Source organism: Nonomuraea sp. NPDC003727 (assembly GCF_053586935.1).
Genome location: NZ_JBSFNE010000016.1, coordinates 144,380 through 163,322, shown reverse-complemented (window position 1 = coordinate 163,322; position 18,943 = coordinate 144,380). Strand labels below are relative to the sequence as shown.

At 70.1% G+C, this 18,943-nt stretch carries 20 protein-coding genes and 2 pseudogenes; 13 read left to right on the top strand and 9 right to left on the bottom strand.

Features of this window, described 5'->3' with window-relative positions; genetic code table 11:
- On the top strand, positions 1 to 393 hold a 393-nt coding region (locus ACWDLG_RS34715), incomplete at its 5' end, for a cytochrome P450 (protein ID WP_449928292.1).
- A gap of 344 nt (positions 394 to 737) precedes the next feature.
- Positions 738 to 2,099 (top strand): serine hydrolase domain-containing protein, encoded by a 1,362-nt coding sequence (locus ACWDLG_RS34710; protein ID WP_449928290.1) that lies wholly within the window; start codon positions 738 to 740, stop codon positions 2,097 to 2,099.
- 211 nt (positions 2,100 to 2,310) lie between these two features.
- Here the strand turns inward: ACWDLG_RS34710 and ACWDLG_RS34705 are convergent, their stop codons facing one another.
- Positions 2,311 to 2,811 carry a hypothetical protein gene (locus tag ACWDLG_RS34705; RefSeq protein ID WP_449928289.1) on the bottom strand — a complete coding sequence of 167 codons (501 nt, stop codon included), beginning with the start codon at positions 2,809 to 2,811 and terminating at the stop codon, positions 2,311 to 2,313.
- A 92-nt stretch (positions 2,812 to 2,903) separates the two neighbouring features.
- Here ACWDLG_RS34705 and ACWDLG_RS34700 point away from each other — a divergent pair, with 92 nt between their 5' ends.
- Both ACWDLG_RS34700 and ACWDLG_RS34695 read left to right on the top strand, forming a co-directional pair.
- Positions 2,904 to 3,428 carry a winged helix-turn-helix transcriptional regulator gene (locus tag ACWDLG_RS34700; protein WP_449928287.1) on the top strand — a complete coding sequence of 175 codons (525 nt, stop codon included), beginning with the start codon at positions 2,904 to 2,906 and terminating at the stop codon, positions 3,426 to 3,428.
- Positions 3,429 to 3,533: 105 nt separating this feature from the next.
- A complete protein-coding gene (locus tag ACWDLG_RS34695) occupies positions 3,534 to 4,139 on the top strand; it encodes a response regulator transcription factor (RefSeq protein WP_449928300.1) in 606 nt (201 codons plus the stop codon).
- Here the strand turns inward: ACWDLG_RS34695 and ACWDLG_RS34690 are convergent.
- Complete coding sequence (locus ACWDLG_RS34690; RefSeq protein ID WP_449928285.1) at positions 4,065 to 6,275, bottom strand: histidine kinase; 2,211 nt, start codon at positions 6,273 to 6,275, stop codon at positions 4,065 to 4,067. The genes ACWDLG_RS34695 and ACWDLG_RS34690 overlap by 75 nt on opposite strands.
- A gap of 100 nt (positions 6,276 to 6,375) precedes the next feature.
- Here ACWDLG_RS34690 and ACWDLG_RS34685 point away from each other — a divergent pair, with 100 nt between their 5' ends.
- Positions 6,376 to 6,753: a hypothetical protein gene (locus tag ACWDLG_RS34685; RefSeq protein WP_449928283.1), complete on the top strand. Its 378-nt coding sequence runs from the start codon at positions 6,376 to 6,378 to the stop codon at positions 6,751 to 6,753.
- Here ACWDLG_RS34685 and ACWDLG_RS34680 read toward each other — a convergent pair.
- Complete coding sequence (locus ACWDLG_RS34680) at positions 6,744 to 7,601, bottom strand: LysR family transcriptional regulator (RefSeq protein ID WP_449928281.1); 858 nt, start codon at positions 7,599 to 7,601, stop codon at positions 6,744 to 6,746. The genes ACWDLG_RS34685 and ACWDLG_RS34680 overlap by 10 nt on opposite strands.
- 59 nt (positions 7,602 to 7,660) lie before the next feature.
- On the opposite strand from ACWDLG_RS34680, the gene ACWDLG_RS34675 reads away from it, so the two are divergent.
- Complete coding sequence (locus tag ACWDLG_RS34675) at positions 7,661 to 8,479, top strand: alpha/beta fold hydrolase (RefSeq protein WP_449928279.1); 819 nt, start codon at positions 7,661 to 7,663, stop codon at positions 8,477 to 8,479.
- A gap of 300 nt (positions 8,480 to 8,779) precedes the next feature.
- Here the strand turns inward: ACWDLG_RS34675 and ACWDLG_RS34670 are convergent.
- The 3 genes and pseudogenes from ACWDLG_RS34670 to ACWDLG_RS34660 form a co-directional block, all read right to left on the bottom strand.
- A pseudogene (locus ACWDLG_RS34670) lies at positions 8,780 to 9,541 on the bottom strand (IS5 family transposase).
- A 51-nt stretch (positions 9,542 to 9,592) separates the two neighbouring features.
- Positions 9,593 to 11,326, bottom strand: a complete 1,734-nt coding sequence (locus ACWDLG_RS34665; protein WP_449928277.1) for a leucine-rich repeat domain-containing protein — start codon at positions 11,324 to 11,326, stop codon at positions 9,593 to 9,595.
- Between the two features lie 83 nt (positions 11,327 to 11,409).
- Positions 11,410 to 11,631 carry a hypothetical protein gene (locus ACWDLG_RS34660; RefSeq protein WP_449928275.1) on the bottom strand — a complete coding sequence of 74 codons (222 nt, stop codon included), beginning with the start codon at positions 11,629 to 11,631 and terminating at the stop codon, positions 11,410 to 11,412.
- 298 nt (positions 11,632 to 11,929) lie between these two features.
- Here ACWDLG_RS34660 and ACWDLG_RS34655 point away from each other — a divergent pair, with 298 nt between their 5' ends.
- Together ACWDLG_RS34655 and ACWDLG_RS34650 are read left to right on the top strand one after the other, a co-directional pair.
- Positions 11,930 to 12,100 (top strand): RNA polymerase sigma factor, encoded by a 171-nt coding sequence (locus ACWDLG_RS34655; protein WP_449928273.1) that lies wholly within the window; start codon positions 11,930 to 11,932, stop codon positions 12,098 to 12,100.
- 10 nt (positions 12,101 to 12,110) lie between these two features.
- Positions 12,111 to 12,317 carry a hypothetical protein gene (locus ACWDLG_RS34650; RefSeq protein WP_449928271.1) on the top strand — a complete coding sequence of 69 codons (207 nt, stop codon included), beginning with the start codon at positions 12,111 to 12,113 and terminating at the stop codon, positions 12,315 to 12,317.
- 75 nt (positions 12,318 to 12,392) lie between these two features.
- On the opposite strand, the gene ACWDLG_RS34645 is transcribed toward ACWDLG_RS34650, so the two are convergent.
- The gene (locus ACWDLG_RS34645; RefSeq protein WP_449928269.1) at positions 12,393 to 12,827 is read right to left on the bottom strand and encodes an organic hydroperoxide resistance protein; all 435 of its coding nucleotides are present in this window, start codon (positions 12,825 to 12,827) and stop codon (positions 12,393 to 12,395) included.
- Between the two features lie 63 nt (positions 12,828 to 12,890).
- Here ACWDLG_RS34645 and ACWDLG_RS34640 point away from each other — a divergent pair.
- From ACWDLG_RS34640 to ACWDLG_RS34625, 4 genes and pseudogenes are all read left to right on the top strand, one after another.
- Positions 12,891 to 13,421, top strand: a pseudogene (locus tag ACWDLG_RS34640) (LLM class flavin-dependent oxidoreductase); the annotation flags it as partial.
- 61 nt (positions 13,422 to 13,482) lie between these two features.
- On the top strand, positions 13,483 to 13,779 hold the full coding sequence (locus ACWDLG_RS34635) for a hypothetical protein (RefSeq protein WP_449928304.1): 297 nt from the start codon (positions 13,483 to 13,485) through the stop codon (positions 13,777 to 13,779).
- 85 nt (positions 13,780 to 13,864) lie between these two features.
- Positions 13,865 to 14,572: an esterase/lipase family protein gene (locus tag ACWDLG_RS34630; protein ID WP_449928267.1), complete on the top strand. Its 708-nt coding sequence runs from the start codon at positions 13,865 to 13,867 to the stop codon at positions 14,570 to 14,572.
- Between the two features lie 9 nt (positions 14,573 to 14,581).
- Positions 14,582 to 15,271 carry a winged helix-turn-helix transcriptional regulator gene (locus ACWDLG_RS34625; RefSeq protein WP_449928265.1) on the top strand — a complete coding sequence of 230 codons (690 nt, stop codon included), beginning with the start codon at positions 14,582 to 14,584 and terminating at the stop codon, positions 15,269 to 15,271.
- A gap of 715 nt (positions 15,272 to 15,986) precedes the next feature.
- Here ACWDLG_RS34625 and ACWDLG_RS34620 read toward each other — a convergent pair.
- On the bottom strand, positions 15,987 to 17,273 hold the full coding sequence (locus ACWDLG_RS34620) for an MFS transporter (RefSeq protein WP_449928263.1): 1,287 nt from the start codon (positions 17,271 to 17,273) through the stop codon (positions 15,987 to 15,989).
- 100 nt (positions 17,274 to 17,373) lie between these two features.
- Between ACWDLG_RS34620 and ACWDLG_RS34615 the strand changes: the two genes are divergently transcribed.
- Positions 17,374 to 17,892: a winged helix-turn-helix transcriptional regulator gene (locus ACWDLG_RS34615; protein ID WP_354912842.1), complete on the top strand. Its 519-nt coding sequence runs from the start codon at positions 17,374 to 17,376 to the stop codon at positions 17,890 to 17,892.
- A gap of 120 nt (positions 17,893 to 18,012) precedes the next feature.
- Here the strand turns inward: ACWDLG_RS34615 and ACWDLG_RS34610 are convergent, their stop codons facing one another.
- Positions 18,013 to 18,867: an NAD(P)H-binding protein gene (locus tag ACWDLG_RS34610; RefSeq protein WP_449928261.1), complete on the bottom strand. Its 855-nt coding sequence runs from the start codon at positions 18,865 to 18,867 to the stop codon at positions 18,013 to 18,015.
- Positions 18,868 to 18,943 lie beyond the last annotated feature (76 nt).

The following is an 18,943-nucleotide window of genomic DNA, read 5'->3' as shown; positions in this document are numbered from 1 at the left end:
CAGGCCGTGGAGGAGCTGCTGCGGTATCTGACCGTCGTCAAGGGGCTCATGCGGGTCGCGCTGGAGGACGTCGAGCTGGGCGGGCAGACCATCAAGGCCGGCTCGATGGTCATCCTGTCGTACAACACCGCCAACCGCGACCCCGAGCGCTTCTCCGACCCCCACGTGCTCGACCTGCGCCGGCAGGACGGCGGGCACCTGGCCTTCGGCCACGGCATCCACCAGTGCCTGGGCCAGCAGCTGGCCCGCGTCGAGATGCGGGTCGCCTTCCCCGCGCTGGTCAACCGCTTCCCCGCGCTGCGCCTGGCCGTACCGGCCGACGAGGTCGCCCTGCGCCCGGAGACGGCGGACGTCTACGGGGTCAAGAGCCTGCCTGTCACCTGGGACGCGTGACCACGAACTGACGACAGGCGAGGGTTCGTACGGGCCGGACGCTTCACCGCCTCCATCGCTCGCGGCTGACCAGCCCCTCTCCCATGTCGTGCCGCGCTCGAACAGGCGGAACATGCTTCATCGGCGGCCTCCCCCTGAGCGGCACCACCCGGTGCGAGCCGGAGCCAGACGATGGCCTGGGGCTGACGGCCGGGTCGCCTTTCGACAGGAACCGCTCGTGCTCCTCGCACCTCGCTCTTGCCGTGCCGATTCAGTAACGCGGACCGTCCCGGTCGATCAGAGCGCACGTCTTCTCCAGAAGCCTCAGCTCTCTGAGTTTCAGCTCTCCAGAAAGGAATCCCAGCATGGCAGACACAACAGGCGGGACACCCGAACAGGGACACGTCGCGCGTCGGACCGTGTTGCGGGGCGTGCTGGGCGCCGGCGCGCTCGCCGGCGCACATGCCGCCCTCCCCGGCCGCGCCTACGCCTCCGTGAGCGGTGGTGGTGGCGATGGCGAGCGCGGTGTCGAGCACGGCTGGGGAAAGGTCGCCGACGTGTTCCGCGCGAACTTCGGAAACCCTGGCGAGGTCGGTGCGGCGTGCAGCGTCTACGTGGGCGGCCGCCCCGTGGTCAACCTGTGGGGCGGCCTCGCCGATCGCGAGGCGAATCGGCCGTGGCGCAGGAACACCATCGTCCAGGTGGCCTCCACCACGAAAGGTGCCACCGCCATCTGTGCCCACATGCTCGTCCAGCGCGGTGAGCTGGATCTGGACGCCCCGGTGGCCCGGTACTGGCCAGAGTTCGGCGCCGCCGGCAAGGAGCAGATCCCGGTTCGCTGGTTACTGTCGCACCAGGCCGGCCTGCCGATCGTCGACGGGCCGCTGACGTTCGAGCAGGCGTGCGCCTGGCACCCGGTCATCCGCGCGCTCGAGGCGCAGAAGCCGCTGTGGCAGCCGGGCACCGAGCACGTGTATCACAGCGTCACGTACGGGTTCCTGGTCGGGGAGGTCGTACGCCGGATCACCGGCAAGTCGCTCGGCACGTTCTTCGCCGAGGAGGTGGTCGCCCCTCTCGGGCTGAGCGCCTGGATCGGGCTGCCCGAGAAGGAAGAGAAGCGGGTGGCCCGGCTCCACGATGCCGCGCCGTTCAGCGTGGAGGAGCTGCTGGCCGGGCTGATCGCGACGACCGGGCTCGATGCGGAGACGGTCACCGCCTGGGTGAACGCCGTGTGGGCCCCGGGTTCGGTCCAGGCCCGCGCCGGCGAGCTCGGCGGCGCCTTGACCAACCCCGAGGTCTACGCCACGCGTGCCTGGCGCGCGGCCGAGTTCCCAGCCGCGAACATGCTCGCGGATGCCCGATCGGTGGCGCGGATGTATGCCGCCACGGTCAGCGACGTCGATGGGGTGCGGCTGCTCGAACCGTCGACGGTCGAGAGGATGACCGTCGTCCAGACCGACAGGACGCCGATGCACGGACTGCCGCCGGGGCTGAACCTCCCGGCCGACCGCTCCTTCTACATGTCGCTCGGGTTCTGGCGGGCCTGCCCGCCGATGCCGCTGACCGGGCCGGGGGCGTTCGGTCACCCGGGCTCCGGCGGATCGATCGGCTTCGCCGACCCCGACGCCGGTGTCGGCTTCGCCTACGTGACGAACCTCTGGAACTATCGGCCCGACGACCCGCGGGCAGCGAACCTGGCCAAGGCCGTCCGCTCCTGCCTCGGATGACGACAGCCCTCGTGGGGGCGGGCATCGGCACTGCTGCCCGGTCCCGTGATCCGGGCGCGAACCGGCCGCCGCAGGCCATCCGGCTCCCTTCCCGACGCACGTGGTCCTCGCCGGCGTCGACCGTGCTCTCGGCTGCTGCCGGCGACGGAGCACGACCTCACAAGCGCTGCTGCAATGGGCGACCGGCGAGTCGGCCTGGACTGAGGTCGGCTTAGGCCGGCAGGCGGGTGTGTTCGGCTCGGCTGGCGGCGATGCGCTGGGCGGCGAGCCCGCGGGCCCGCTCGGTGTCGTGGTCGGTGAGCCGGCCGAGGATCGTCGCGAGCGGCCTGACCTGCCCGTACCCGCCCCAGTGGCCCTCAGGGATCTCGGTGGGGAACACCCAGATCCGGCCGGCATCGCGCGGCCAGGCACCGTTCTCGGCGTCCAGGATCGCCTCGGTGACGTCCGCGATGACGCCCGCCCGCGTCTTCTCGTCGAGCTGCCCCTCAGGGACAGACGGGACGACCTTGTAGTGCGGCGCGTCCGCGGGCGATCCGCCGACGTAGACGGCGACCGGCCGGTGCAGGAAGACCCAGGAGACGGACCGGGTCACCGGGTCGGCGGGGTCGAATCCCTCGTGGCGGATCAGGATCTCGGTGATGTGGTTCAGGAGTGCTGCCTCGGCATCGGGCTGGAGCGCACCGTCGGGGATGTACACGTCGAGCATGGGCATGGCCCGCCTCCTCGGTTTATTTCTTCAACTCAGCGCCCGGAGCCTAGGAAGGCTGAGTGGAAATTGTCAACTCAGATCGCTACGATCCACCCGTGGAGACACAGCGGATCGACCCCGTGAACTGTTCGGTGGCCCGTGCCCTCGCGATGGTGGGTGAACGCTGGTCGCTGCTGATCGTGCGCGAGGCACTGGACGGCGCACGCCGGTTCGGGGAGTTCCGGGCCCGCCTCGGTGTGGCGAGCAACCTTCTGGCCACCCGGCTCGACACCCTCGTGGCGGCAGGAGTGATGCGACGCGTCCCCTACCAGGAACCCGGCGACCGGCAGCGCTTCGAATATCACCTCACCGAGCAGGGCCAGGACCTGCGGCCCACGCTGGTTGCCCTCCTGGAGTGGGGCGACAAGTATCTCGCCGACCCGCAGGGGCCGTCGGTCATCGTCCGGCACCGACCCGCCGACGATGACACCGCCTGCGAGGAGCCGGTGAGGGTCGTTCTCGAATGCGCTGCGGGGCACACCCGTCTGGCACCGGAAGCCGTCTACCGCGCCCCCGGACCGGGCGCCCGCTTCCTGGACCCCGGAAAACCGAAACCGGCCACGCCAGGGGCAGGAACGTGATCGCCGTGAGGTCCTGACACGGACCCGGGCACCGACATCCGGCCGCCGGGCCAATACGATGACGCACTCGCAGGTCAAGCAGCGGGTGACGGAGTGGGCATGGAACTGATCAGGGTGCTGGTGGCCGAGGACATGCGCATCCTGCGCGAGGCGCTGGTCGGGCTGCTCGCGATGGAGGCCGACATCGAGGTCGTGGCCGAGCTCGGTTCCGGCGACGGCATCGTCGGCGCGGCGCTGGAGCACCGTCCGCACGTGGCCGTCCTCGACATCGAACTCCCCGGGCTGGACGGGATCGCCGCGGCGGCCCAGCTGCACGAGCGGCTGCCCGGCTGCCGGTCACTGGTGCTGACCGGGGTGGGGCGGCCGGGCAACCTGCGCAGGGCGGTCAACGCCGGCGTGGCCGGGTTCATGCTGAAGGACTCCAGGCCGCAGGACCTCGTCGCCGCCGTGCGCACCGTCGCGGCGGGCGGGCGGGTCATCGACCCGCAGCTCGCGTACGCGGCACTGGACGTCCCGGCCGGCCCGCTGACCGACCGCGAGCTGGACGTGCTCAGGCTGACCGCGTCCGGCTCCGAGCCGCGCGACGTGGCCCGGCTGCTCAACCTGTCGTACGGCACGGTGCGCAACTACCTCGCCTCAGCGGTGACCAAGCTCAACGCGCGTAACCGGGTGGACGCCATCCGCATCGCCACCGAGGCCGGCTGGCTCTGAGCAGGGCACCTCGGCGGTCAGCGTGAACCGGCCTCCGTCCCGCTCCACCGACAGGCGCCCGCCCGCCTCCTCCAGGCGCCGGGTCAGGTTGGCCAGGCCCGTGCCCTCCCGCGGGGCGGAAGCGGTCGCGCCGTCGTTGGAGACGGTCAGGCGTACGGCGTCGCGCACGGTGATCGCGCACCAGGTGGCCTGCGCATGCCGTACCACGTTGGTCACCGCCTCGCGGAGGACGACGGCCAGGAGGGAGTCGGTCTCGGGCGGCAGCCGTACCGGTGGCAGATCCACCGTGACCTCGACCCCCGAGGCCGCGAGCATCGAGCGGGCCGTCGCCGCCTCCTCCCGCAGGGAGAGCGGCGCGGGGCCGCCGGTGATGGAGCGGACGTCCACCAGCGCCTGCTCGGCGAGTTCGCGCAGCTCGGAGGGGTCGGCCGAGTCCGGGCCCGCGATGAGCAGCTCGCCCTTGAGCACGATCGCGGAGAGCCGGAAGCCGAGCAGGTCGTGCAGGTCGCGGGCGACCCGCAGGCGTTCCTGGAGCATGGCCATCCTGGCCAGGTCGCGGCGGGCCTCCTCCAACTGGAAGGCGGCGAGGGGCAGCGTGCTCAGCCCGTAGGCCATGGCGGTGAAGCCGATCATGACCATGGCGTATTCGGCGCCCCACAGGGGAACGCCGGTCTGCGCTATCCAGAGGGCCACACCACCCAGGAGCGGACCGAAGCCCAGCGCCCAGGCCCAGGCGGAGCGGATCAGGAACAAGGTGGTGCCCGCGGTCAGGCCGACATAGGAACCGGCGCGCTGCCCGATGATCGCCATGGCCGTGACCATGAGCACGATCTGCGCGCCCAGCGTCCAGCGCCAGGCGCGCGGCCGGGCGCCACGGCGGGGCAGGCCGTTGTAGAGCTGCAGGCCGCTCACCACGGGCAGGAACACGGCCACCGTCACGACCTGGAAAGCCGAGGACGACCCGAGCCTGATCATGTTGACCACGGTGCTGCCCAGGGTGTCCACCTCGAGGATCACCAGAGTGAACCAGGCCAGCCACGGCGCGCCCGCCAGCGGGCCGGACGCCGCGGCCTTGACCGGCGTCACGGGCAGGCGAACCTCCGTCCATCCGGCGCCGGAGGTGAGGCAGCCGCCCAGCTCGGCCGCTTCCTCACCGAGCTCACCGAGTTCCTTGGGTTCGTTGGGTTCGTTGGGTTCGCTGGGTTCGGCGAGCTCGGCGGCCCGCCCTCCCGTACGGCCGGCGCGCAGCACGACGAACCGTGTGTCCGCCTCGAGCTCGACCAGGACCCGCTCCGGCGGATCGGTGCTCAGCCAGGCGAGCATGGTCCTGCGCAGCACCCTGGCCAGCAGGCCGTCGACCGGCAGGGGCAGCCGCGGCCGGTGCGTGGTGACCTCCGCGTCCACCCCGGCCGCCGTGAGCACGGAGCGCGTCGCCTCCAGCTCGGCGGCCAGCGTCCGGTCCCGGTGGTCGTCGGCGATGGATCGCACGTCGGTCAGTGCCTGGCGGGCGGCGCCCACGACCTCGACGAGGTCGGCGCGGTCGAAGCGGTGGACGAGCGCCGACAGCTTGTCGCCCAGCGCGTCGCGCAGGTCGCGGGCCACGCGCAGCCGTTCGCGGGCCGCCTCCAACTGGCCGATCTCGGCACGGGCCGCGTCCGTCTGCCTGATCAGGTCATGGAGCCAGCAGACGGCGTACAGCCCGACGCCGGGCCCGAGTGTCGCCAGCGCCGACCAGTAGCTGAGCGAGCCCAGCTCGGGATAGAAAGCGGCCCTGACCGAGAACTCGCCCGCGAGGATCAGGACCACCAGCGGCCAGGCCGTTCTCGCCTTGAGCGTGAGCAGGAGCGAGGCGACGAGCATGGCCATCACCGGCGTCCACGGTGACTGGACCAGGTAGAAGGAGGAGGCCAGCAGCGCCTGAGCCACCAGGTTCCAGCGGGCCGTGGCGGGCGACGCCCGGCGGAACGCGATCGGGACGAACAGCGCTTCCAGGGCGACGACGATGAGCAGGCCAGGGACCAGGGCGACCTGCTCCTTCAGGAGCGACGCCTGCACCAGCTGGCTGACCTTGACGGCCAACTGGACGGCCAGGCAGATCAGGATGAGCGTCCTGGCGAGCCTCAGCTGAGGGGTCACAGGCCGTCCTTCCGTCTCATCCAAATAAATGTGCATTTTGCACGATTCATCAGGGTGAGTTGTAGGTGGGCCGCCGCCCCCTTTCGCGATTCCGCGCGGCTTGGCCGGACGTGAGCACGCGGCCGTCCGCGCCAACGCCGCGCGTGACCCAGAGGAGTACGCCAACCTCGCCATCATGGCGGGCATCCGCATGGGGCACGAGCACAAGCGAAGCGCAGGCCGCTCGTTCGGGCCGCTCACCGCGTCCCTCGTCCGCACCGAGAACGCGATGGTCGCCGGCGACCCCGGCAAGGCCGTCGAGCGGTTCGGCACGCTACCGCGCGGCGTCGGCAAGACGGACTCCAGCACGTGGAACCGGGCTCTGCTGGACGCCGCTCGAGCCAATGCCCGCATCGGTGACGTGGCACGGGCGACGGAGAGGCACGGCTGTCACCGGGGGCTGATCATGGTGGTCGCGGGAACGCCCCATCAGCGGTGACCGGCCAGGTCGAGGAAGGCCCGTACGGCAGGCCCGCAGTCGCTCGGTGACAGGACGGCCAGGGCCAGCGTCCGGGTGAGGCGGGGTTCGAGCGGCCTGGTCACGACTGCTGCGAGCTCGGCGGGCAGGCCGAGCGTGGGCACGATGCTGACGCCCAGGCCTGCGGCCACCATTTCGAGGATGGCCGACTGGCCGCCGGCCTCGTAGGCGATGTCGAGCTGGGCATCGGCCTGGCGTGCCGCATCGGTGATGAGTGGGCGACAGCCTGCCGTGGTGAGGATGAACGGCTGTCCGGTCAGGTCGGCGATGTGGATGGTCTCCTGCCCGGCCAGGTGATGGCCGGCCGGAACCACGGCGACCATCTCGTGGGTGCTGAGCGGGATCGTGTGCAGGCCGGGGGCCGGGAGCGTGACCACGCCGACCTCGGCCGCGCCCCCCTGCAGCCAGCCGCGGACGTCGTGGTCCGCCCCCTCGAACAGACGCACCTGGACCTGGGGGTAGCGATCGGTGAAGGCCCGCAGCAGGTGGGCGATGAGGGTGCCGGTGGCGCTCGGCAGGCTGGCCAGGCGTAGCGGCCCGGTGACCTCGCCGGCGGCGGCCGCCACCTCCGCGCGGATCAGGTCGAAGTGGCGCAGCGCCTCGCGGGCGCGGAGATGGGCCCGCCGTCCGGCTTCGGTGAGCGCGATGCCGTCCGCGTGGCGGACGAACAGCGGGGCGCCGAGCTCGCGTTCGAGGCTGGCGATCGCGCGGCTGACAGCGGGCTGGGACATGCCGATCAGGTCCGCCGCCGCGGTGAATCCGCCGTGCTCGGCCACCGCGATCAGCACGCGGAGCTGCGTCAATGTCATGAGGCCATACCCTAAGTGGTATTTGACCCGTGCAGGCCCATTCCCTGATGGTTATGGCCATGTCCACACGCATGATGATCGAAGTTGACGGCCGCATGGCCAGCTATCTGACGGCGGGCGAGCACGGCCCGCAGGTGTTGCTGCTCCACGGCACGTATTGGAGCCGGGTCTGGCTGCCAGTGCTCGACGACCTGGCCGCGGCCGGGTTGCGGCCGGTCGCCGTCGACCTCCCCGGACTGGGCCGCTCGGAAGGGGAGCTGACGCTGGAGACGGCCACCGTGCCCGCGCTGGCCGCCTGGGTGACGCGGTTCGCTGCGACGCTGGGCATGGGCGCGCCGGCGGGGGTGGCCGGGCATGACATCGGCGGTGCGATCGCCCAGCAGCTGCTGGCCGGCGGCGAGCTGGCGGTTCCCCGGCTGGCGTTGGTCAATTCGGTGAGCTACGACTCGTGGCCGGTGCCCGGCGTGGCGCGCTACCGCGATCCTGCCGTGGTCGCCGCCACCACCGTGGAGGAGTTGCTCGCCGCCCGGCGCGTGGCCGTTTCCACCGCCTTGGCGCGGCCTGTCTCCGAAGGGGAGATGGCCGACTATCTCGACCCGTGGCGTGATCGGCGAGTGGGTCGGTCCTGGATGGCGCTGGCCGGCGCCGCCGACAGCCGCTACACCTTCGACCTCATGCCCGCTCTGGTCGCCTCCGATGCGCCGAAGCTGCTGGTGTGGGGCGAGGACGACACCTTCCAGAAGGTCGGCTACGCGCAGCGGTTCGCCGATGAGGTGCCGAACACCACGCTGGTGCGGGTGCCCAAGGCCGGTCACATCCCGATGGAAAACGACCCCGCACTGGTCGCCCGCACGCTGGCCGCGTTCTTCCTCGCCTGACGGGTTGATCCGTCCGGCGCCCTCCCTCTCGCGGTAGCGCGGGTCTCGCAGTTCGACCTCGTAGCCGCCTTCGTCCAACAGCGACACCGAGGCAAACCAGTCCTGTTCTTCACCGTCGGGCTGAACCACGACGAAAGTGTTGTCGGTGTGGTTCAGCTTCTGGAACATCATGAACAGCCCGTCCTCGGAGGGGCTCGCGGTGCTGTCGCCGTTCTCGGCGTCGGCGATACAGCCGGGCATCGGGATCCCTTGCGGTTCAAGCAGTGCGCGGCCACCAGCATGGCAGGCGCCCGCTGGGGATCACAGCCACTCGGCCAGCGCGGCGATAGTGACAGCCGCGGCGAATCGGACGGCGAGCTTGTCATACCTGGTGGCAACGGCGCGGTATCGCTTGAGCCGGTTGATCCCGCACTCCACCGCGTTGGCGCAGCTTGTAGTCCTCCTTGTCGAACACCGGCGGCCGGCCACCAGAGCTGCCGCGACGCTTGCGCCCGGCGATCTGGTCACGGCGCTCCGGGATCGTGGCCCGGATCCCGCGTCGGCGCAGGTAGGCCCGATTGGCCTTCGAGCAGTACGCCTTGTCCGCGCGCACCCGATCCGGACGGCACCGCGGCCTGCCGGCACCGAGTCGGGGCACCCGGATCTGCCTCCAGGACCGGCACGAACTGCCGGGAGTCCCCGCGCTGCCCCGTGGTGACGACCAGCGCGAGCAGCCGCTGACCGTGCTCACACGCAAGGTGAATCTTGCTGGTCAGCCCGCCACGGGACCGCCCCAGACCGTGATCGGCGGGCTCGGCCTGCACCCCGCCAGGCGGCTCCTTCTGCGCCGCGCCGTCCCGGCGGGCATCAGCCCTCGCGCTGCCAGCGCCGGAACAGCCCGTAGACCGTCTGCCGAGGCCCGTACTCCTCCGGCAGGTCACGCCACGGCAGACCGGTGCGGACTCGATACCGGACCCCGTCGATCAGCCTGCGCTGGCACAACGCAGGCCGTCCCGACACTGCCACCGGCAACAACGGCTCCAGCACCGCCCACTGCGCATCACTCAAGTCCCCTCGCGCCACACCGAGATCATCCCGGTATAGCGCGATCACCACGACAGGGTTTAAAACGCCCTAGGACCCGAAGTCGATCTCGGCGGTCGGGTGCGCGGCGGTGATCCGGTCGCGGACCTCCTCGGGGAGCAGGTTGTATCCGAGGTCGACCGCCGCCAAGTCGGGGAGCGCGTCGAACTCGGCCGGCAGGTCTTTGAGCTTGTTGAAGGACAGGTCGATGGTCCGCAGTCGGCGGAACGTCCCGATCCCGGCGAGGTGTTCGGGCTTGAGCTCGCGGCCCTCGCCGTCCCCGTGCCACCGGTCGATCCGGAGTTCTTCCAGCCCGGTCAGCGCCATGCCGAACAGCTCCCGCAGGAAGATGTGCGCCGGCTCGCGGACGAGAGCGTGCCTGGTGCGCCACCCGCTGAGGCCGAGGACCCGCAGGGCGGGCAGGCGGCCGAGATCCGGCAGCGGGTCGCGCACCAGGCTGAGGCTGCCGCCGAGGTCGAGGTCTTCGAGCCGGGTCAGCCGAAGCAGGCTGTCGGGGACGGTGTCGAAGAAGTTATGGCTCAGGTCGAGCCGGCGCAGGTTCGGGAAGGTGGTGACGGCCTCGGGGAAAGTCCGCAGGTACAGGTAGCTGCCGCCGGACATGGACACCTCCTCGATGCTGGTCAGGCCGTGCGCGGAGTCGGGGAACACGACGTTGGTTCCGTCGGCGATCAGCTGCCGCAGCGCGACCAGGCCGCCGAAGGTGTCCGGCAGGACGAACCGCGTCACCTCGGGCGGGTTCGCCCTCGGCCAGGTCACCGCGCCGGAGGGGACGGACAGTCGGGAGATGTCGAGTTCCTCCAGGGCGGTGAGCCGGCCAACACCGGCCGGCAGGGTGAACCCGACCTTGTTGCCGGCGACCCGCAGCACTCGTAGCGCGGCCAGGTCGCCGATCGACTCGGGCAGGGCGGTCAGCCCGCACTCGCGCACCGACAGGTGCTCCAGCCGGGTGAGCGTCCCGAGCGTCTCGGGCAGCTCGTCGATCAGGTTGCCGTCCAGGATCAGGGTGCGCAGCCACGGCATCTGGAGCACCTCGGCGGGGAACGCCTGGAGTTTGCGCCCGGTCAGGTCGAGGTGCTCTGCCCGGTCGGCCAGAGACCGGGACACGTGATCACTCGCCGACTCGGCCGCCGTCCGGGCTCCTGGCCGCAGGACCGGCAGCCCGGCCCGCAGCCGGTCCAGGAACTCGTCGACGTCCAGGCAGCGGTCCTCCGCGTCGACGACCTCGGGCACGAACGCCTCGACGATGCTGTCCCCGACGGCGAAGTCGGCGTCGTCGTCATCGTCGTAATTGTTCACCCAGCGCCCGCCGGGGGCGTACACGTCCATGGCGTGGTCGTAGTCGATCACCCAAGGGGTATCGACGATCCCGGTCCGCAAAGAGCCGTGGTTGTACCAGCCGTAGACCAGGTGGGTGAAGGCGCCGTCGTGGATGTAGATCTCCGCTTCGCCGCCTTCCAGGGTCTCGGCCTCGGTGTGACCGCCGACGTACAGGCCGGGCCGGTCCTCATAGAGCGCGATCGGGCCGTTGACCGTCAGATCGCCGGTGACCACGATCAACTCGACGTTGCCCTCGGCGTCGCCGCCGCGCAGTTCGTTGATGGCGTCCAGGAAATTCCCGTCGAGGGTGAGGTCGCCGTCGAAGAACAGCACCTCGTCGTAGCCGGGCGACGCTCCCGCACCCTCGAACACGGCGGACAATGCGCCGCCCAGGCGGGCATCGGCATCGGCAAAGGACAGGGACGCGGGGATGGCGGATATCGGCATGGGGAAGAGCGTAGGTCCGTGTACAGACAATCCGGCGCGCGCGACAGGGTTCTGGAACACGGCCCTAGACCCTAGCGACCTGGTCAGGGGTCGTACGGGGGCTGTTTCCTGATCTCCCGATGCATCCGCTCATTCATCCGCTGCCTCCGCTTCCAGGACTTCCTGTCGACTCCAAACGGCGGGTTCTTGTCGTCGAAGCTCGGCTTCGGAATCCCTCGCCAGCCGGGATGCTCTTCGCTGTCCCCGTCCGAGCCGATCAGGTAGATGATCGCGATGACAACCGCTATGCCCAGCAGAAGTTCCATGGGTGACCCCCTCGCAGCCCTGGCTGCGTCTGTTGTGGCCATCGTGGTTCTGACTTCAGTTCAGAGTGTCGTTGTGCGTCGCGCCTGGCAACCCACCGCTCACGCGACGTTGTGATCCTCCTCATTCGTGGTCGGATTTGTGGAACCCTGCCTGAGCTGCGCTGGAGGGCCGTCCCGTTAGGCTTCCTCGTCCCGAACATGTCCCCAGCCCCAAGGTAGGCAGGTCTGCGCAGATCACCGGGTTTCCGGGAAGCCCCCGTTCTCGGAAGCGGATACGGCTTTTGTGATCACACTGCGCGTGTCATGGACGACGGAGCGCGACGTGGTGCTCCTCATCGCGTACGGCGGACTGGGCTACGACGAAGTGGCGGCGGCGCTCAGGATCGCCTCGGGGACGGTCGCGTCCCGGTTGAGCAGGGCCAGGATCTCGCGCGGCCCGTCGCCCGGGAAGTCCCCAGCCGCCACGTAGGCCGATCACGATGATCAGGTACAGCTCTGTCTTATGCGTCGGCGGGTTCGATGAGCTCCATCTCGAGGGCCGGCACATCGAGGGCTTCCTTCTCGGCATGGCGTCGAAGCTGTCACCAGGTGCACGCGAAGTGCGTTACCCCTGGTCAGCGTCGATTGCTGTGGTGAATGCGATGGTGGCCCGTACGGTGCGCGTGGCCATCATGGTGGGGGACTAGTGAGTGAGCCCACCGGTGCACGCCGCATGCCGGGGGACCTTCATCTCGTGAGGGTGCCCGGCACGCGGCGATCTGTCACAGCCGTGTGCCGTTGACGACCAACGCCACTTCGATGTTGCCGCGCGTGGCATTGGAGTACGGGCAGACCTGATGCGCCACCCGGACCAGGTCGACGGCCTGGGTGGGGTCGGCGATGGACGGCAGGCTGATCTCCAGTTCGACGCCCAGCTTGAAGCCGCCGTTGCCGGCGGGGATGAGCATGACCTTCGAGTCGATTGCCGCGTCGTCGGCGCGTAGGTGCTTGCGCTGGCCCACCAGGGCAAGTGAGGCGGCGAAACAGGCGGCGTAGCCGATGGCGAACAGTTGCTCGGGGTTCGCCCCTTCGCCGTCCCCGCCCAGTTCCTTGGGCTGCCTGAGGTCAACCTCCAGCCTGCCGTCGGCGGTGCGTCCGTGACCGTCGGCCCGGCCTCCGACGACGTGGGCCTGTGCGGTGTAAAGGGCGTTCGTCATGATGATCTCCTTCGCGCGTCTGCTACTGGAAAAAGAATCATAAACTTCAAAAACAGGAAGTCAATGGTTATGATCCGGGAAGCTGTCATCGACGAGAGGGATCACATGGCCTCACTGAAGGTCGGCTACCTGTTATCGACGCGCGATCAAGCCGTACGCGGCGATCACGACGTGGAGCATTTGGTCGAACAGACACGGCGTGCCGAAGCGCTCGGTTTCGACTCCGTGTGGGCCGGCGACAGTCCTCTCACCCGGCCCCGCGCCGACCCCTTGCTCCTGTTGTCGGCCGTAGCCGTCGCCACCCGGCGCATCACGCTCGGCACTGCCGTACCGCTGCCCGCGCTCCGTCATCCGATCCTGCCGGCGCACCAACTCGCCACCTTGGACAGGCTCGCCGGCGGGCGCCTGATCGTCGGCATGGGCGGCGGATTTCCCAGCCCCGGCACCGAAGCTCAGTTCACCGCGATCGGCGTCGCCTTTGAGCGCCGCATCAGCCGGCTGGAGGAATCGATCGAGGCCTTGCGTCTCCTGTGGAGCGGCCAGGAGGTCTCCTTCACCGGCCGGCACTTCGACTTCCACGGTGTGACCCTGGCTCCCGCGCCCGCTCATCCAGCAGGCCCGCCGATCTGGCTGGCCGGAGGCGGCGCTGCGGCGCGTGGCCGGCCTCGCCGACGGCTGGCTGCCCTACCCGCCCCAGGCCCAGATCTACGCCCGCGAGCGGGCGGCCATCCAGCAGAGCGCGGCTCGGGCGGTCACTCCCGGCCTGTACGCGACCCTGTGCCTGGATGAGGACCCCGAGCGGGCGCGCCGGCGCCTGCGCGAGAGCGTCGAGCGCTACTACAACGCCCCCTGGAGGCCGTCGAGGCCGTCCAAGCCCTGTTCGCCGGTACGGCCCGCGCGGCCGCCGACTGGCTCACCTCCTACGCCGAGGCCGGCGCTGGCCATGTGGTGATCCGCCTGGCCGCCGACGACCACCACGCGGCCCTGGAGAACTTCGCCGGCCACGTCCTGCCCCTGCTTCGCCCGAAAGGAACAGCATGACCACCTTCGTTCTCGTACACGGCGCCTGGCACGGTCCCTCCGCCTGGGAGCGCCTCACCCCGCACCTGCACCAGGCAGGGGCGCGCACCCTGACCCCCTCCCTCACCCTGGAAGGCGACGTCGGCCTGGACGTCCACGTCGACGAGGTCCTCACCTGCCTGGACGGCGCCACGACCGCCGTTGACGACGTGGTGCTGGTCGGACATAGCTACGCGGGCCTGATCGTCCGGCAGGCCGCCGACCTGCGACCCGACATGGTGAAGCAGGTCATCCTGATCGACGGCTGGGCCGGCGGCGACGGCGCCAGCATGTTCAGCCTGGCCTCCGACGCCTTCGTCAACGCGATCCGCGCCGCCGCCCGGACGAGCGCGGACGGCCGTCACATCCCCGCCCCACCCCCGGCGAGATACGGCATCACCGACCCCGACGACACGCGCTGGCTCGCCCCACGCCTGCGCCCACAACCTCTGCGCACCTTCACCGACGCGACCCGGCTGAGCGGAGCCGTCGACCAGATCCCCGGCACGGCCATCTACTGCCGGCCGCAGGCCTACCCCTTCGACCGGTTCGCCGCGGCGATCGGGTACCGGACCATCGCCATGGACGCCCCGCACAACGTGATGCTCACCCATCCCGCGGCCCTGGCCAAGCTCCTCCTCGACTCCCAGGCGTTCCATTTCAACAACGAGAAGCTGGAGGATTAGAATATTGAAGTGGAACAGCGCACCTACAACCAGTACTGCGCCACCGCGCGCACCCTCGACCTCGTCGGTGAGCGCTGGACGCTGCTGCTGATCCGTGAACTGCTGACCGGGCCCAAACGCTTCGGCGACCTGCAACACAGCCTGCGCGGCCTGGGCACCGGACTGCTGGCAGCACGGATGAAGTATCTGGAACGCGAAGGGCTGATCCACAAGGTCACGCTCCCGCCGCCGGCTCGGACCCCCGCCTACGCCCTCACCCCGGCGGGTGAGGGCCTCGAGCCGGTGGTGCTGGCCCTGGCCCGGTGGGGGCAGACCTGGGCGATGGACGAACCCCGCGACCAGGAGAACTTCCACCCCGGCTGGGCGGTGCTCGGCCTGAAGGCATGCTTCGACGCCGAGGCCGCCACCGGCCTGCGGGCGCTGTACGAGTTCCGCGTGGAGGAGGAAGTCTTCCACGCCCGCATCGACGACGGCACCATCGAAACCGTGCACGGCCCGGCCCAGCACCCTGACGTGATCATCACGACCAGCAGGGAGACTTTCCGCGACATCGCCGCCAGCAGGTCGAGCCTCGATGAAGCGATCAGCAGCGGCGCCGCGTCAGCCTCCGGCGACCGGCAAGCCCTGCGCCGGCTCCCCCACCTGTTCCACCTGCCGCTCCCACGTGCGCGATCCACGGCTCCAGCCTCCACGTCATGAATCGAAGGGCGTCATCACGTCCACGCGTCGTTACGCTCCTCCAATCCGTCGAAATCGATAGGCGGACCGGCCCTTTTGACGCCAGCGATTCGCGCGACTGGTGCAGACATGGCCGATGCCCTCGTCGATACTTCACTCCTCGGCCCCGTCTACTCTCCAGAACGCGAAAGCCCCCTCCGAAGAAGGAGGGGGCTTGAGTGAGCGGCCTCGTACTGCTACACCACGGACGAGGAGATACGCGGCGGCGGTAGCAACCCGAGCAAGCGCAGCCAGGGCGTGCTCCTCGCGGGAGGTAGCGGGCGGCCGTTGGGCGGCAGGTGGATGGGCAGCACGGTGAGCGGTATGAGGCCGGCGAAGACTCGGCTGCCTCCCCTCTTCGGGGTGGCTGCCGATCTCGGCTGATTGTCGGTATGGCCTGCCAGCATGGCCCGCGTGACGGCAACTGATCCCTTGGCCCCGTTCCAGTGGCTCAACGTGTCCGAGAGAGCGAGGGCGGCGGCCCGCTGGGCGTGATCTTCAGCGTGGCCTTCTTCCGCGGGCTCGATCCGGCGGAGGTGGTACGCCGCTTCAGCCGCGGCGAGGACTCCGGCCAGGAGTCGGACTTCGGCGGACTCGACGAGCAGGCCCACGAGTTCGTCGCGGAGACGGATGGCGGGCTTCCAGGCCGGCGAGTGGTGCGGATCTCTCGGGTCAGGCGCTCTGTTGACGCACTGCCTCAGCCGGTCTTGCGCAGCGCCACCACCGCCATCACGGCGGCCAGCGCGATGCAGGTGGCCACCGCCACCGTCATCCCCGCGCCCCATCCGAACGCGCCGATGGCCAGCGCCACGCCGCCGGTCCCCAGGGACGAGCCGACGTAGCGCGCGGTGTTGTTGGCGCCGGAGCCCATGCTAACCCGGTGGGAGGGCACGCTCTCGACCGCCAGCTGTGTGATCGAGGCGTTGGTCAGGCCGGCCCCGACCCCGCTGACCGCGAGCCCGGCCAGCACGAGGCCACCGGAGAACGCCGACCCCACGCCGAGCAGCCCGGAGAACCCCAGTGCTGTCAGAGCCATGCCGAGTGCCAGACGCGACCGGGTGGCCAGCCGTACCCGCTTGGTCAGCAGGGCGGAAACGAAGGACAACCCCGACCAGAGGCAGAGAAGCAGCGCCGTGTGCAGCGGCGTCAGACCGTGCGCGGTCTGGAGGACGGTCGGCAGATAGCCCATCAAACCCACCACCGCCGCGCCCACGACCAGCGCACCACCCGTCGCCACCAGGAACGGTGGTCGCTTGAACAGGTCGAGATCGATGAGTGGATCCGCACGTCGCCGCTCCACCCGCACGAAGCAGGCAACCAGCGCGACCGCCGCCGCGATCGCCCCGAGCGCGGTCGGGCGCGACCAGCCGAGCCGTCCCTCGGTCACCCCGGCGAGCAGCGTGGCCACCCCCGAACCGAGCAGGATCACCCCGGGCACGTCGAAGCGCCGCGGCTCGGCTGAGCGTGACTCCTCCAACGCGCGCGCCGAGATCACAGTGAGGGCCAGGGCGCAGGCCGCCATCAGCCAGTAGACAATCCGCCAGCTCGCCGCCACGGTCAGCAGCCCCGACACCAGCGGCCCCACCGCGGTGCCGAGCCCGATCATCGCCCCGTAGCGTCCTGTCGCCCAGACCCGCTCGACCCCCGAAGGGTAGGCGTGGCCCACCAGGCCCAGACTGGCCGCCAGCATCGCCGCGCTCGCGCCGCCCTGCACCACCCTGGCCGCCACGAACATCGGCACCGCCGTACTCAGGGCGGCGAGCACGCTGGCCGCGGCGAGCACGGCCGTCCCCATCACCAGCACCCGCTTGCGTCCGTGGTCGTCGGCCAGTCCGCCGGATACCAGCAGGAGCGCCGACAGCCCCAAGGCGATCCCGCCCAGCATCCATACCGGTCCCGTGGCTCCCGCGCCCAGAGCCCGTGCGGTCTGGGGGAGGGTGACCATCGGCACCGTGTAGTTGGTCAGCACGAGCAGGGGCGCCATGGACGCCACAGTGAGTGTCTCCCGCCGCAATGTCGGTTCGGTCATTGAACTCATGCGGTCGCACGCTAGCACGGTTCATTCAATGAACTAAAGTGAGCCCATGGCGCTCGGCAAGAACTACGAAGGCCAGGACTGCTCGCTGGCCAAGGCGTTGGAAGTGGTCGGCGAGCGTTGGACGTTGCTCGTGATCCGTGACGCGATGTACGGCGTGCGCCGCTACGGCGACTTCCTGGCTCACCTTGACATCCCGAGGGCGGTGCTGTCGCAGCGGCTGACCGCGCTGGTCGCGGCCGGCATCCTGGACAAACGCCGCTATCAGGAATCTCCGCCGCGCGAGGAGTACGTGCTGACCCCGATGGGCCGCGAACTCTGGGTCCCGCTGCTTGCCCTGGCTCAGTGGGGTGGGCGGCACCTGGCCGAGGCCGGCCCCTGCCGGCTCTTCTTCCACCAGACATGCGGCACCCTGCTGGATCAGGTCTCGTTCTGCTCCCATTGCGGTGTGCGCGTCCCAGTCGAGGACGCGGAAGTACGGCCAGGCCCTGGCCTGAAGGGCGTCAGGGGCGACCAGGTCAGCCGTGCCCTGGAGGAACCCCATCAGATGTTGGATCTGATCCCCTGACCAGATGGGGTCAACCCCGAAGGGAGATCACATGAGCTGCGCGGAGATCGAATCCGAGACGGATCTGCGCGACCTGCTGGGTGCGGTCGCACCAGCGCACCCCGGCCCTGTCCGTGGTTTTCAGCCCCCGAACCCCGATGCGTGCTCTTCGGCCCAGGCGGCGAAGGTGCGAGCCGGACGGCCGAGGATCTTCTCCACGTCGCCCGTGGGGCGGGTCGGCCTGGCCAGGTCCCGGGCGTACCGTGCCATGAGCGCCGTGACGAAGGGCTCGGGCAGGCCGCGGGCGATCAGTCCCTGGGCTGCGGCCTCCGGCGAGATCTCCGTGTAGGTCAGCGGCCTGCCGATGGCCTCGCTGATGATCTCCACCATGTCCGTGTGGGTGAGCGCTTGCGGCCCGGTCAGGTACGTGCGCCGGTTCACCAGGTCGTCGGTCAGCAGGGCGTGGGCCGCCACCGCCGCGATGTCGTGCTCGTGGATCGGCGTCTCGGCGAAGCCTGCGTACGGGCCGCGGACCACGTCGCCCGCCGTGATCTGGCCGCCCCAACTGGTCAGGGCGTTGACCGCGAAGCTCGACGCGCGCAGGCTCGTCCACTCCAGGCCGCCGGCGACGGCCGCATCCTCCGTCTCCTTGTTGCGGTCGCCGCGGAAACGCGACGGCTGGTGGTCGAGAGGCTCGTCGATGTTGATGGCCGACAGTGCCACCACGCGCCGCACCCCGTGCTCCTTGGCCAGCGCGACGAGCTCCGCCGCCGCGTCGCCCGCGGCCCGCGGGTGGAGGAACAGCGCGGTGACCCCGTCGAGGTGGCGGGCGAGGGTGCCGGGTTGTGCCGGGTCGCCGGTCACCACCTCGGCCGTGGCAGGCAGGGACGTGGGCCCGGTGGTGCGGGTGACGGCGCGGACCTTGGCCTTCGCGCCGGTGAGCAGGTCGACGAGGGGGCGGCCGATGGTGCCTGTGGCTCCGGTGACGAGGATCATGTCAAATCCTTTCGTATGCCGTATAGTATGGAAACCGTAGCATCTAATTTGAAAGTCATATGATATGAGTTCCGTC